This is a genomic window from Actinosynnema sp. NPDC050436 (assembly GCF_040655415.1).
Lineage (GTDB): Bacteria > Actinomycetota > Actinomycetes > Mycobacteriales > Pseudonocardiaceae > Actinosynnema.
The window spans coordinates 187,721-201,171 of record NZ_JBFAJV010000007.1; the positions used below are offsets into that span (position 1 = coordinate 187,721).

Annotated in this window: 13 protein-coding genes; 4 read left to right on the forward strand and 9 right to left on the reverse strand. The window is 71.2% G+C overall.

Going from position 1 to position 13,451, the window contains the following annotated elements; genetic code table 11:
• Positions 1-51 precede the first annotated feature (51 nt).
• Both AB0I60_RS19360 and AB0I60_RS19365 read right to left on the reverse strand, forming a co-directional pair.
• A complete protein-coding gene (locus AB0I60_RS19360) occupies positions 52-1,539 on the reverse strand; it encodes a HAMP domain-containing sensor histidine kinase (RefSeq protein ID WP_360731611.1) in 1,488 nt (495 codons plus the stop codon).
• Complete coding sequence (locus tag AB0I60_RS19365; protein WP_360731613.1) at positions 1,536-2,222, reverse strand: response regulator transcription factor; 687 nt, start codon at positions 2,220-2,222, stop codon at positions 1,536-1,538. Before AB0I60_RS19365 ends, AB0I60_RS19360 begins: the two co-directional genes overlap by 4 nt.
• 200 nt (positions 2,223-2,422) lie before the next feature.
• Here AB0I60_RS19365 and AB0I60_RS19370 point away from each other — a divergent pair, with 200 nt between their 5' ends.
• The gene (locus AB0I60_RS19370; RefSeq protein ID WP_360731614.1) at positions 2,423-2,830 is read left to right on the forward strand and encodes a hypothetical protein; all 408 of its coding nucleotides are present in this window, start codon (positions 2,423-2,425) and stop codon (positions 2,828-2,830) included.
• Positions 2,831-2,924: 94 nt separating this feature from the next.
• Here the strand turns inward: AB0I60_RS19370 and AB0I60_RS19375 are convergent, their stop codons facing one another.
• Positions 2,925-4,340 (reverse strand): BTAD domain-containing putative transcriptional regulator, encoded by a 1,416-nt coding sequence (locus tag AB0I60_RS19375; RefSeq protein WP_360731615.1) that lies wholly within the window; start codon positions 4,338-4,340, stop codon positions 2,925-2,927.
• 199 nt (positions 4,341-4,539) lie between these two features.
• On the opposite strand from AB0I60_RS19375, the gene AB0I60_RS19380 reads away from it, so the two are divergent.
• Positions 4,540-6,132: a hypothetical protein gene (locus AB0I60_RS19380; protein WP_360731617.1), complete on the forward strand. Its 1,593-nt coding sequence runs from the start codon at positions 4,540-4,542 to the stop codon at positions 6,130-6,132.
• A gap of 126 nt (positions 6,133-6,258) precedes the next feature.
• Here AB0I60_RS19380 and AB0I60_RS19385 read toward each other — a convergent pair whose 3' ends face one another.
• The 4 genes from AB0I60_RS19385 to AB0I60_RS19400 all read right to left on the reverse strand — a co-directional run bounded on the left by AB0I60_RS19385 (position 6,259) and on the right by AB0I60_RS19400 (position 9,919).
• Positions 6,259-6,918 carry an RICIN domain-containing protein gene (locus tag AB0I60_RS19385; protein WP_360731619.1) on the reverse strand — a complete coding sequence of 220 codons (660 nt, stop codon included), beginning with the start codon at positions 6,916-6,918 and terminating at the stop codon, positions 6,259-6,261.
• Between the two features lie 43 nt (positions 6,919-6,961).
• A complete protein-coding gene (locus AB0I60_RS19390; protein ID WP_360731621.1) occupies positions 6,962-7,582 on the reverse strand; it encodes a hypothetical protein in 621 nt (206 codons plus the stop codon).
• Positions 7,583-7,775: 193 nt separating this feature from the next.
• Positions 7,776-9,332, reverse strand: coding sequence for an MFS transporter (locus tag AB0I60_RS19395; protein ID WP_360731623.1), 1,557 nt, complete (start codon positions 9,330-9,332; stop codon positions 7,776-7,778).
• Positions 9,333-9,334: 2 nt separating this feature from the next.
• The gene (locus tag AB0I60_RS19400; protein WP_360731625.1) at positions 9,335-9,919 is read right to left on the reverse strand and encodes a TetR family transcriptional regulator; all 585 of its coding nucleotides are present in this window, start codon (positions 9,917-9,919) and stop codon (positions 9,335-9,337) included.
• 192 nt (positions 9,920-10,111) lie between these two features.
• Here AB0I60_RS19400 and AB0I60_RS19405 point away from each other — a divergent pair, with 192 nt between their 5' ends.
• Positions 10,112-10,690 (forward strand): hypothetical protein, encoded by a 579-nt coding sequence (locus tag AB0I60_RS19405; RefSeq protein WP_360731626.1) that lies wholly within the window; start codon positions 10,112-10,114, stop codon positions 10,688-10,690.
• A 26-nt stretch (positions 10,691-10,716) separates the two neighbouring features.
• On the opposite strand, the gene AB0I60_RS19410 is transcribed toward AB0I60_RS19405, so the two are convergent.
• Positions 10,717-11,130 (reverse strand): hypothetical protein, encoded by a 414-nt coding sequence (locus AB0I60_RS19410; RefSeq protein WP_360731628.1) that lies wholly within the window; start codon positions 11,128-11,130, stop codon positions 10,717-10,719.
• 342 nt (positions 11,131-11,472) lie between these two features.
• Between AB0I60_RS19410 and AB0I60_RS19415 the strand changes: the two genes are divergently transcribed.
• Positions 11,473-12,786, forward strand: a complete 1,314-nt coding sequence (locus AB0I60_RS19415) for a GAF domain-containing protein (RefSeq protein WP_360731630.1) — start codon at positions 11,473-11,475, stop codon at positions 12,784-12,786.
• Between the two features lie 37 nt (positions 12,787-12,823).
• On the opposite strand, the gene AB0I60_RS19420 is transcribed toward AB0I60_RS19415, so the two are convergent.
• Positions 12,824-13,387, reverse strand: a complete 564-nt coding sequence (locus AB0I60_RS19420) for an EF-hand domain-containing protein (protein ID WP_360731631.1) — start codon at positions 13,385-13,387, stop codon at positions 12,824-12,826.
• Between the last annotated feature and the right edge of the window lie 64 nt (positions 13,388-13,451).

Consider the following 13,451-nt stretch of genomic DNA (forward strand, 5'->3'; position numbering starts at 1 on the left):
GAGAGCGCGTCCACGACACCCGCTTTTTCGCCCGAATGACGTATCCGGCCGTCACCCGTCGAACGCGGGCCGGCCGGCGTCCCTGTCGCGCGGGTCACCACCCGGACCGAGGGGGAGCGTGGCGACGAGCCGTGCGCCGGCGGTGCCGGGGTGGTCGGTGGCGTGGAGCGTGCCGTGGTGGGTGGTGGCGATGCGGCGGGCGATGGGCAGGCCGAGGCCGGTGCCGCCGGTGTCGCGGGTGCGGGCGTCGTCCAGGCGGGTGAAGCGGTCGAAGACGCGTTCGCGGTCGTCGGGCGGGATGCCGGGGCCGTCGTCGAGGACTTCGAGTATGGCCTGCTGGTCGGCGGTGGTGAGGTGGATGGTGATGGTGGTGGTGGCGTGGCGTTCGGCGTTGTCGAGCAGGTTTCCCAGCAGCCGTTCCAACAGCGCGCGGCGGCCGTGCACGGGTGCGGGGTGGTCGGGCAGGTCGGTGACCAGGGTGTGTCGGGTGCGGCGGTGCGCGGTGTGTTCGGCGACCAGGGTGGTGAGGTCGACGGTGGAGTTGTGGCCGGTGGTGGGGGTGTGGTCGAGGCGGGCGAGCAGGAGCAGGTCGGTGGCCAGGTGTTGCAGGCGGTCAGTGTCAGCCAGGGCGGCGTCGACCACGGCGGGCCAGTCGGCCTGGCCGGGGTGGGCGGTGGCGATCTCCAGTTCGGCGCGCAAGGCGGTGATCGGGCTGCGCAGCTCGTGGGAGGCATCGGCGACGAAACGCCGGTTGTCCTCCACCGCGGTCTCCAACCGGTCGAGGGTGGTGTTGACGGTGGTGGCCAACGCGGTGATCTCACTGCGGCCACGGGGCACCGGAACGCGCCGGGACAAGTCCTGCTCGGTGATGTCGGCCATCTCCCGCCGGATCGCCTCGACCGGTCGCAGCACCCGGCCCATCGCCAGCCACACCACATACCCGAACAGTCCGATCAGCAACAGCGCGCCGCCCGCCAGGGCCAGCACCCGGTGGTTGAGGGTCCGCTGGACCTGCGCAAGCTGCTCCCGCTGTGCCGCCCTCTCCGGCCACTGGGCGTCGACTTCCGGTAACGGTAGTGGGCCGAACGTCTGGGCGGGGGCGACTATTTCGATGCGCTTGATGCTGTACGGGTCTGTGAAGGGCCACAACGACAACTGAGGCACGGAGATACTCGAAGAGTAGGACGCGAAGGCGAGCACCGTCTCGTTCGGATCCGGCGACTCGTGCGGAACGAGGTCGCCGAGATGCGAGAGAGGTGTCTCAACACTATCCGCATTACGAGCGCAGTAGCGGTGGAATACGCCCGTGGGCGGTGCCTCTTCGCCAGGAAGGATGATGTGTGGCCCCAAGTCGGTGCTGGACGTCCCGGCGCAGATGGACGCGTCCTGATGAGGGGCGGCGTCCGGCCGCATGGCTTGTGCACGCAAGAAGATTGCGGCAAGGACCGCGATGGCGAGCACGGGCACGGCGACCACCCCGGTGGCGAGCACGGTCACCCGTCGACGCATCCCGTGCGGCTGGGTCGTCAGTCGGTTCACGTGGGTTCTCCCCGGTTGCCGTCGAGGCGGTAGCCGACGCCGCGCACGGTGACGATCGTGCGCCGGCGGAACGGGGTGTCGATCTTGCGGCGCAGGGTGCTGATGTAGACCTCGACCAGGTTGGGGTCCGGTTCGCGGGCCTCGTCCCACGCCCCGGCGATGATCTCGGCCTTGGTCACCACCTGGTCCTGTCGGCGGAGCAGCAGTTCCAGCACCGCGAACTCCTTGGCGGTGAGGGCGATGGGCTTCTGCCCTCGGTGGCAGGTGCGGGCGGCCGGGTCCAGTTCCAGGTCTCCGGCGCGCAGCACGACCGGCCGGGTCGGGCCACCTCGGCGCACCAGCGCCCGCAGCCGGGCGACCAGGACCGGATAGGAGAACGGCTTGGTCAGGTAGTCATCGGCACCGGTGTCCAGGCCCTCGGTCTCGTCCCACTCGCCGTCCTTGGCGGTGAGCATGAGGATCGGGGTCCACACGCCGGCGGCCCGCAGTCGGGCGCACACCCGGTAGCCGTTCAACCCGGGCAGCATCACGTCCAGCACGATCGCGTCATAGGTGTGCTCGGTCGCCCGCCACAGGCCGTCCGACCCGTTGTATTCCACATCGACCGCGAAATTCTCGGCGACGAGCCCGCGAACCAGCAGGCCAGCCAGACGCCGGTCGTCCTCCACCACCAGTACCCGCATGTCCCCACCATGGCGCAGTCGCTCCGACTTGTCCCTGAAATCCGCTTCAGGCTTCTCCAGGTTCCCTTCAGTTCCCGCCTGCCACCGTGTCACCGGTCCCGCGAGCAGGAAGCGGAATCCGACCTCGTCGGGCGTCCGAGTCGAATACAGGGGGGTGCTCGGACGCCCGGCGGATTCGAAGCGATGTGGAGGAGTGACAGATGGTCGGAAAATGGAAGAAAACGGCTGCCGCGCTGGCCATCGGCGTGGTCACATTGCCGGTGACGACCGTCCCGGCGATCGCCGGCGCACCGGGTACCGACCCCACGGTCCAATCCTGCTACGGCAGTGCCAAGTCCTACACCGCCATCGGTGACGTCAGCGCGGACTGGGCGGAGTGGCCGGACTACGGCTACGCCACCACCACGTCGGCATGTGCGGACATCAATGTGAAGACGAACTACAGCCGTTATGTCAGGGTGTGCTTCGCCACGACCAGCACCTGCAACGAGTGGAAGCCGGCGTACGCGGGTCAGTGGACGGTGGTCGCGAGCGACGTCCTGGACAACACGAAGTTCTGGCTCCGGTTCCAAGGTCACAACAACTCGACCGGCCAGGTCGCGTGTTGACGTCGACCCGACGAGCGGGTGGCCGTCCACCACCTGGCACACCCCGGGGGGAGCACGATGCCTGCGTCGTTGGGCGGAAAAGGAACGTGTGCTGTCAGAGTTCGAGGAGTTGTCGGAACTCGGTCGCCGGTGGGTTGTGCCGGGCGTTGGAGGCTTCCAGGACGGCGGCTTCGAGGACGTCGAGTCGCACGTCGGCGATGGTGCGGGGGGACGTGACGCCGGGGGTGTGGTGGTAGTTCGCCACGACGACGTCGAGGAACACGGGTTTCCGGAGCCGCCACCCTCGTAGCAGGAGCACCTGTGCGATTGCCGGGTACGGCGTGGTGGACGGGGTGGCGAGCCACGAGTTCAGGGTGGTTTCGGTGACGCTGGAGTCGATGCCGGCGGCGGTGAGCGCCTGGGTGATGGCGGGGGCGAGTGGGCCGGCGTACCGGTCCGGGTCCCGGGTGATCAGGTCGTCGTAGAGCAGTAGCGCGTCCACGGTGGTGGCCTGCGCCTCCGTCGTCCGGCCCTGTTCGGTCAGGGTGCGCGCGGTGGCGAACAGCGCCTGCGCGCGTTCGACGGACGGGTGCTCCGGGTCCGGGGTCCGGTGCAGGACGAGCATCGATGTCACGACCGTGAGCAGAACGGCTACGACGAGGGCGGCCGAACGTCGCAACGGGCGTGGCCGGGGGCGTTCCGGCTCCGGGACATTGGCCGGCTGCGGAGTGGCCGGTACGTCGTCGGGTGGGCGGTGCCAGGGTGTGGTGGTGGGCCGGGCAGGGGCCGGTAGGCGGCCGTGCCGGATCGCCCGGTGCAGGGCTCGGAGTTCCGGGCCGGGGTCGGTGGCCAGTTCGTCCGCCAGGCGTTGCCGGACGGCGGAGTAGCGGGCGAGGGCCTCCGCGCCCCGGCCGGCCGCGCACAGGGCCCGCATGTGCAGCGACTCCAGCGGTTCGACCAGTGGGTGCTCGGCGACCAGCGGGGGCAGCGCGGTGAGAACGGCGGCGGACCGGTCGAGGCGGAGTTCCAGCTCCGCCCAGCGGACCACCGCGTCCAGCCGCCGCCGGTTCCACTCCACCCGCACCTGCTCCGCCCAGTCGCCCCGGAGGTGCGCCAGCGGGGCACCGCGCCACAGGCCCAGCGCGTCGGCGAGCGCGGCGGCCCGGGTCTCGTCGTCGTGCCCCTGGTCGTGGCCCTGTTCGACCAGGCGGCGGAACCGGTGCAGGTCCACCAGGTCCGGGTCGACGTCGAGGACGTAGCCGGCGTGCCGGCGCTCGATCCGCGCGGTCGGGCTCCCGTCGGCGGCTCGGTCCAGGAGTCGCCGGATCCGGCTCAGGTGCGAGTACAGGACGGCCCGGGGGTCGGCGGGCGGGCTGCTGTCCCAGACCCGGTCGACGAGCGCTTCGATCGGGACGGGCCGGCGCGCGTCCACCACGAGGGCGGCCAGCACCGCCTGCTGCCGGGGAGTGCCCACGTCCAGCGGGCGGCCCGCCGACCGCACCTCCAGTTCGCCGAACATCCGGAACTCCATGCGCACCTCAACCGGTTGCCGCCGCACGGGAACAGCCGAGCGCACCCCATGCTGGCCGGTCCGCAAGGTCGCCACAAGGTCCCCGAACAGGGTGCGCCGCCATGGTGGGGGCCCGCGGCGGCCGATCGGGTCGGCGGGGATCACCGCACGGGCGAGGCAGCTGTGCGCGGAGACCGATTCCCGAGAGACGGAGCGCAAGATGACACGAAGTCGAATGCCGGTGGCGGTCGTCGTGGCCGCCGTCGTCGCCGGGGTGGCGCTGGTGGCGCCCGCGCCCGCTCAGGCCGTTCCCGTGCAGGGCAGCACGGGGTGGTCGATCCTGCTGTGCAAGTTCTCCGACCGGCCCGCCGAACCTCGGACCCCGCAGTTCTTCCGCGACTTCCTGACCCCGGAGGGCATCGGGCTCGGCGGGGTCGCCGACTACTTCGCCGACCAGTCGCGCGGACGCGTCACGCTGAACGGCTCGGTGGTGCGCGGCTGGTACACCATGCCGTTCACGCTCGCCCAGGAACTGCCCAAGGAGCGGTGGGTGAAGATCCAGGACTGCGTCGACACGGCCGCCCGCAACGGCTACACCGTGCCCGCCGGCCACCGGACCCTGGCGGTCCTCAACGACCAGTCGGACGGCGGCGAGCAGGGCGGGCGCGTCGTGCTCGGCCTGGGCGCGTGGAACGTCGGGTTCGCCGCGCACGAGATGTTGCACAGCTACGGGCTGGACCACTCGTTCTCCGACGACCCGACCTTCCACCTGCCGGACACGCGGGTCGGCGAGTACGACGACCCGTGGGACGTGATGAGCGCGATGCGCATCCACTCGTTCACCACGCCCCGGTTCGGCACCAGCGCGGTCGGCCTCAACGGCTACTTCCGGGACAAGCTGGGCTGGCTCCAGGGTTCCCGGGTGCTGACCCTCGGCGCGGACGGGGTCGGTGCCCGGAACGTGACCCTCGCCCCGCTGGAGAACGCGAACACCGGGTTGCCGCAACTGATCCGGATCCCGTTCGACCCGGGCGACCTGTTCCACTACTACACCGTGGAGTACCGCAGCCGGACCGGCTGGAGCGCGGGCATCCCGGCGAACACCGTGCTCATCCACGAGGTCCGCGACGGCAACCCGTACCTGCTGCGCACCAGGGGCGGCAGCCGTGACCCGGTCCAGTCCCTGGACGCCAACGGGGTGTCCATCCGGGTCGACCGGACGGACGGCGGCAACGCCGTGGTCGACGTCAGGTCGGCCATCACCGAGCGGTGCTTGCAGGGCTACGTCTGGCGAGAGGCGCGTTCCACCGACCGGGTGTGCGTGGCACCCTCCGTGCGGCAGCAGGCGTGGGCGGACAACGCGGTGGCGTCCTCGCGGTGGGTGGACGGTCCGTATGGTCCGCACACGTGCATCTCGGGGTATGTGTGGCGGGAGGCGTTCAGCGGCGACGACGTGTGCGTGCTTCCGGCGAACCGGAGCCAGGCGTGGGCCGACAACGCGGCGGCGGCTTCCCGCGTCAACCCCGCGCGGTTCGTGTACGGGCCGAACACGTGCAAGTCCGGGTTCGTGTGGCGTGAGGCCGACGGTGGTGACTACGTCTGCGTGGACCCGGGGGTTCGGCAGCAGGCGCGGTCGGACAACGCGGCAGCGCCTTCGCGGTGGGTGGACGGTCCGTACGGTCCGCACACGTGCATCTCGGGGTATGTGTGGCGGGAGGCGTTCAACGGCGACGACGTGTGCGTGGTTCCGGCCGTCCGAAGCCAGGCGTGGGCCGACAACGGCGCGGCTGGATCACGGGTCGCACGCCCCTGAGGACACCGGACCTTTCCGATCCGGCAGCGGTGTCCACAGTGGATGTGGACACCGCTGCCGGGGCAGTTCTCTCGAACGGGAGCCTGCCGGAGGGTCGACCGACGCACCGGTTCCGGTCGCGGGTCGCTACGGCGTGGTCAGGTACCAGCGCTGGTTCGTCTGGTGGTCGCCGAGGCACGTCCACTGGTGCACGATGGTGCCGTTCGACACGGTACCGACGCCGCCTGCCACGTCGAGGCACTTCCCGCTGTGCACCGCGACGAGCCGGTGAATGGTGCGGTCGTCGACGGAGTACCCGTACAGTCGCCACTTCTGGTTGGTCTGGGCGGGGCCGAGGCACGTCCACTGCTGCGCCCGGTCACCGTCGCTGTGCGCGCCGGTACCGCCCGCGATGTCCAGGCACTTGTTGCTGTGCCACACGTGGAGGGTGTACACGTACTGTTCGTCGGTGGTCCGGAAGAACCACAGCTGGTTGCCCTGGTCGCGGCCGAGGCAGTCCCAGATGACGGCGGGGTCGCCGTCCCTCTGCGCGCCGGGGCCACCGGCGATGTCGAGGCACTTGCCGCTGTTCTGGGCACGGATGTTGTACGGCCCGTACAACCGGGGCGGCGTCTGGGCCGTGACCTGTCGCGCACCAAAACCGAAACCGGGATCGGCCGGCGGCAGGTCGGCGGCGATGGCGGCGACGGCGGTGCCCGGTGTGGGGGCGGCGGTCGCGGGCGAGGCACCGACGTGCACCGCGCAGGCGGCGATGACAATGGGGATCCACAAGGCTTTCCGGAACATTCTGCTTCCTCGCGCTGGTCGGTCCGCCACTCTGAGCCGGTCTTCAGAACACCGAGTCGACCTTCTGCGCGATCACGTCCACGCTCTCGGCCTGGAACACCCCGCCGGTCTGCACGGCCTGGTCGTGCGAGCAGAACACGTCCACGAAGTCCGGCGCGGTGAGGGTCACCAGGGCGCGGATGGTCAGCGTCCGGTGCCAGCCGCCGGCACCGCCCCAGTCCTGGAGCTGGCCACCGACGAACACGTGCTCGTTCCAGGTCTCCATGAAGCACCGGAACGAGGTGGGCGGCTCCAGCGAGTTCGCGATCAGGACGTCCGCCCCGATGACCCACGACCCGGCGGGCAGCTTCCGGTCGATGGGCTGGGACCCGACGCGCACGCGCGCCCCGGCACCCCTGGGCAGCGCCGTGATGCTGCCCGAGGTCCATCGCATGGCGGTGACTTCGGCCGCGTTCCAGGTCACGGTGGTCTCCGTCGGGGCGCAGGCCGCCCCAGCCTTGCCCTCCAGCACGCGGGTCCTGGTGCCGTCGAAGCAGCCGGTGCCGGCCCCGCCGGTCTTCGGGTCGTCGGCCAGCGCCTGCGACGCCGACGACGCCAGGACGACCGCCGCCAGCGTGGCCACCAGTGCGCCCAGCCGTCTGCGGGCCCTCGTTCGGATTCCCATGCTGTTCCCCTTCGCTGGATGCGGGTTGCTGCGGCGGGATGCGCCGGTCCCGCTGCGGATTCCGAGGGGAAGCGGGACCGTGCGCGTCGGCCCAGTGTCGGGCGCGCTCGCCGGGGCCGTCCAAGGCGCAGCGTCGATGCGCCCATAGATCGCGGCTATGTCCGCAGGTCACGCGTGACCGTGGCGTGGTGGGTCAGTGCGCGGCTTTGGCGACGTCGGTGCATTTCGGGGTCAGGAAGAACACCACGAGTGCCACGGCGAGCATGATGCCGCCGCCGACGAGTCCGGTGGTCTGGAGGGAGTGGGTGAAGGCTCGGGTCGCGTGGGCGGCGAGGTCGGGCATCCCCAGCTCGGTGGCGATCGTGACCGCCGCGCCCAGGGACTCCTCCGCCTGCCCGGCGAGGGCCGGATCCGCCTGGTGCAGGGCGTCGAAGCCCGCGCTGTCGGTGAACTGCGCCCGGAAGATCAGGGCCGAGGTGCTGCCCAGGACCGTCACGCCGAGGGTGCCGCCGAACTCGTAGGCGGTCTCCTCCAGTGCTCCGGCGTTGCCCGCCTTCTCCGCCGGGGCGCCGCCCATGATCATGGCCGAGCCGATGGCGAGGGCTCCCGTGCCCGCGCCGACGAGGCAGAGCGCGATGGTCATGTGGGTGAGGTCGAGGTGGTCGCCGGTGAGCCGGAGGTAGACCAGGCCGAGGCCGGCGAGCGCGAGTCCGCCGGCCAGGACGGCGCGGGAGCCGATCAGGCGGCTCAGCGGCGGGGCGGCGAGCGAGGCCGCCGAACCGGCGAGCGCGATCGGCATCAGCCGCACGCCCGACTCGATCGGGCTGACGCCCTCGACCAGTTGGAGCCACTGGGCGACCAGCAGCAGCGCCGCGATCAGGGAGAACACCGCGCCGAGCGCGGCGATGATGCCGGCGGAGAACTGGCGACCCTGGAACAGCCGCAGGTCGAGCAGCGGGTGGTCGCTGCGCAGGCAGCGCAGCACGAACCAGGTCAACGTCACCGCCGCGACCGCGAGGGCGAGCCAGGCCGACGGCACCGCGAGGCTCGACTCCTCGCCGAACTGCTTGATCGCCCACACCAACGCGACCATGCCGACCAGCGAGAGGACGGCGGCGAGCGCGTCCCACCGGCCGGGGTTCGTCGCGCGGGACTCGGGCAGCAGCAGCACGGCCGCGATGACCCCGACCACCATCAGCGGCACGTTGACGAGGAACGCGGCGTGCCAGGAGAAGCGGTCCAGCAGGAACCCGCCGACCAGCGGGCCGACGACCGCGCCGAGACCGGACACGGCGGCCCAGATGCTCAGGGCGGTGGCGCGTTCTTCGGCATCGGTGAAGACGACCCGGATCAGCGACAGGGTGGTCGGCATGACCATCGCGCCGCCGACGCCGAGCAGCGCCCTGACCGCGATCACGAGTTCGGCGGAGTCGGCGGTCAGCACCAGCAGGGAGGCCGCCGCGAAGACGGCGTAGCCGAGCACCAGCGTCCGCTTGCGCCCCCAGCGGTCCGCGATCGCGGCGACGGAGACGAGCAGGCCGGCCAGCACGAGGGAGTAGGCGTCCACGAACCACAGCTGCTGCGCCGAGGTGGGGTGCAGGTCGGCGGCCATCTCGGGCAGCGCGATGTTGAGGATCGTCATGTCCATCGTGATGACGAGCAGGCTCGCGCTGAGCACCGCGAGCGCGGCCCAGCGCCGGCCGCGCGACAGCGCGGGGACGGGCTCGGGCGTGGTGGTGTGCGCGGACATGGCTACCGACCTCCGGTGTCGGGCATGGTGAAGATCGCGCGCAGGACCCGGGTGACGGTCTCCCGGCTGAGCGGGACGTCGTGCAGGGCGGCGTGGATCACGGTGCCGTCGAGGTAGACCTCGGCCGCGACGGCCCGTTCCCGGCCCACGTGCTCGGCGAGGACGTCGGCGAGCCGGTCGGTCCAGCGCAGCGCGAGCGAGCGCAGGCTCGCGTCCGAGGCCGCTGCGGTGACCAGTGCCACGGAGGCGTGCACCTGCCGGGTGTCGACCAGGAAGCCGCACATGGACGCGGCGAGGCACTCGGCGGGGTCGTCACAGGTCGACAGCTCCTGCTCGACCTGGGCGAGGTAGGTGTCGACCTCGTCGCCGAGCATCCGCAGCGTCGCCTCGCGCAGGTCGTCGATCGACTCGAAGTAGCGGGTGGTGGACCCGAGCGCGACCCCGGCCCGCGCCGCCACCGCCCGGTGGGTCAGCGCCGCCGCGCCCTGCTCCACGGTGATCTCCGCCGCCGCGTCCAGGATCGCCCGTCGCCGCGCTTCGGGGTCCCGCTTCCTCGGTCGGGGGTCCGCCGGTTCGTGCTCGCCCATGCCGCCTCCAGTTAAAGAACATATGTACATGTACTTTTGTACACTATGTGGCCCGGGGCGGGTTGTCGGTGGTGCGCCGGATCACGGAGACCTCGTGGATCGCCCGTCGTCGGTGCAGTTCGAGGAGCGCTGGTGTTCGCACGAGCAAAGAGGTCCGTGTCGTTTCGGCCGGTTCGGGCTTAGCTTCGGGCGGTGGCGAACGAAGTGACCATTCCGCTCCTGCCCTGTCCTTCCATCGACGAGATCGGGTCGTTCTACGAGATGCTCGGCTTCGGGATCACCTACCGGCAGACGCGGCCGAACCCGCACATCGCGGTGCGGCGGGAAGACATCAACCTGCACTTCTTCGGGATGGACGGCTACGACCCGGCGCAGTCGTACAGCACGTGCCTGGTCGTCGTGGAGGACATCGGCGACCTGTTCGACGCGTTCGCGGCGGGGATGCGGGCCGTGCACGGGAAGCTGCTCGTCTCCGGCATCCCGCGCATGACCCGGCCCCGGCTGCGCAACGACCGGTACACCGGGTTCACCGTCGTGGATCCGGGCGGCAACTGGATCCGGATCACCAAGGCCACCACGGAACCCGCGGCGCAGACCAAACTCGCCAAGGCCCTGGAGAACGCGGCGAGGCAGGCGGACGCGCATGGCGACGAACGTCAGGGGCTGAAGATCCTGGAAGGCGCGTTGCGGCGGGCGACCGGTGACGAGCCGGAGTTCCAGGAGGTGCAGGAGTACCGCGACGAGCTCATCGAACGGATCAAGGGGGTCTGAGTTGTGCGCGGCCGGCAGTCATGTGGTCAGTCGACTGCCGGCCACAGGCGCAGCAACCACATCTCCCGCTCGCCCACTTCGCGGCAGTGTGCCTGGATGGCGAAGTGAGGTGAAGGGAGTGGGATCTCCCAGTCCTCCGCCATGTCGATGTCGAGTTGGTTGATCCGGGCTGGCGTCGTCCGCTCCCAGCGCACGGTCGCGGTGACGGTCTCCCGCCAGGGTTGCGGGGAGGCGGGCGGAGGCCCGTCGTGGATCTCGACGGTCAGTTCCACCGGGCCGTCCTCGCGGTCGGTGAGCAGTTCGAGTTGGCCCGAGCCCGGGTCGACGAGCAGGGTGCCGTATCGGGCGGGCTTGCCGTGCTGTGGCAGCTCGTCGGCTTCGAGGAGGAAGCACCCTCTGGACGCTTCCACGACGTCGGTGCGCCGGTGGGTGATGGTCATCGTAGTCGCTACTCAGCCGATCGGGCAGTGGGGAAGACGGCGGTCGATCATGCGGTGAAGCGGCACGGGGTCGAGGGCCTTGGGTTGGAAGGCTGGAGGGCTGGAATGGCGGGTTTCGGCTTCGCGGCTTCAGCTCCCTCGGCGACTCTACGGGTCCGGCGGGTTCCTCGAAGCACTCGGCGTCGCCCCCGACGCCTGCCCGCCGACCGGGTCGCCGCACGCCTGCCGGCCTCCAACGCCTCACGTCCCGACTCCCGCGTGCAGGGGCAGCCGGGCCGTCCCGCATTCGGCTGTGGGGCCGGTATTAAGCTGTCCGCAACAGATCGAGGAACGGACCACACCATGACTGCGGCATCAGGTTCTCGCCAGGGCACCGCGTTGCCCCGGGTTGCCGGGCAGGCTGCCGAGGAGGACCTCCGGGTCCTGTTCGGGCAGTCCATCGCGGTGTTCGCCTCGTTGGCGGGGCCGGTGCACCTGGTGGAGGCGGCGAACCCGGCGTTCTTCGCCGCCATCGGCGAGGACCGGGCGCGCACCGGGGTGCCGCTCGCCGAGTTGATGCCCGAGCTGGCGGATCAGGGTTTCATCGCGCTGCTCGACCAGGTCCACCGCACCGGGGAGCCCTACACCGGCCGCGATGTCCGGATCGTGCTGGGCGCCGGGCCGCACGCGCGGGAGGCGTTCTTCGACTTCACCTACGAGCCGCGCCGCGACGAGGCGGGCGAGGTCGTCGGGATCACGGTGATCGGCGTGGAGACCACCCAGGTCAAGCACGCCCAGCTCCTGATGGCCGAGCACCGCGCCCTGCTGGAGCAGATCGCGCGGCAGGCGCCGCTGAGCGAGGTGCTGGACGGGATGGCGCGCTGTATCGAGGACCTCGCGCCGCAGGAGGTGCTGGTGTCCGTGCTGCTCGCCGACGCCGAGGGCCGGCACCTGCTGCACGGGGCCGCGCCCAGCCTGCCCGCGTTCTACAACGAGGCCATCGACGGGATCGCCACGGGCGAGGGCGTCGGCTCCTGCGGCACGGCCGCGCACCGCGGGGAACCGGTCGTCGTCACCGACATCGGCACCGACCCGTTCTGGGACGACTTCCGGGAGCTGGCCGACCGGGCCGGGCTGGCCGCCTGCTGGTCGACGCCGATCCTGGCCCGCGACGGCAGCCTGCTGGGCACCTTCGCCATGTACCACCGCGTCCCGCGCGCGCCGCAGGAGTCCGACCTCGCCCTGGCCCGCGTCTTCGCCGGCACGGCGGCACTGGCCATCGAGCGCCACCACGACGAGCTGGCGCGACGCGACGCCGAGACCCGCGCCGAAGCCGCTCGCGCCGACCTGGCCGAGGCGGTGCGGGCGGAGCAGAAGCTGCGCGCCGACGCCGAGCACCGTGCCGTCGCCGCTGCGGAACTGGCCGAGCGGATGCGTGCCGCCGCGACCGAGCAGGCCGCCGTGCCGCACCCCGAGCACTGCCAACTCGGCGGTGCCGACGGGTGCGCCGCGCCGGCCGAGCTGAAGGTCGCCGACGCCTGGGGCGACGCGGCGTGGGGCTGCCACGACCACGCCGAGGAAGCACTGCTCAACGTGCGCTCGGCGTTCATCGCCAGCGAGGAACTCGGCGGTCTGGCGGCCTACGTCAACCGGCGGCCCGCACCCCGCACCGGCTGAACCCCCGCACGCCCGGGAGGTCGGGTGCGCGCCGGGCTCACCCCGTCACGTCGGCCGACAGGGGGCTGCCGAGCAGCCAGTTGCCGGGGGCGTCGGGGTCCGCGCTGAGGTAGAACTCGCCGATGGCGGCCCGGAACTCGTCGTGGTCGATGCTGCCGCTGCCGTTGCGGTCCAGGCGCCGGAACGCGGAGGCGGAGGTCTCCGGGCTGATGCCGAGCGCGTCGTACATGCGGACGTACTCGTCGGCGCTGAGCGTGCCGCTGCCGTCGGTGTCCAGCGCCCGCATGAGCGCGTTCACGATGTTCATGATCAGGCGCTCGAAGTTCTCCGGCCGGGTCACGGCGGTCCGCATGGCGTCGATGAACGCCTGCCGGCTCACGCGCTCCTCGGGATCGGCGGCGCCGGCGTCGCGCAGGACGTCCCACCACCCGGTGAACGCCTCGCGCAGGGCGGTGCGGTTCTCCTGGTCGTCCTCCGGCGCCACGGCGGCGAAGACCTGCGCCATCTGGTCGAAGTCGGCTCGCGTGAGCCGACCGTCACCGGTGTGGTCGAACCAGTCGAACAGGATGCTGAACTTGCGATCGGTGATGTCGTGCGCCATCGATTCCACCTCGGTCCGGCGAAGGCAGGGATGGTTTTCTCGGCACGTTCGCGCTTCAGGGGTC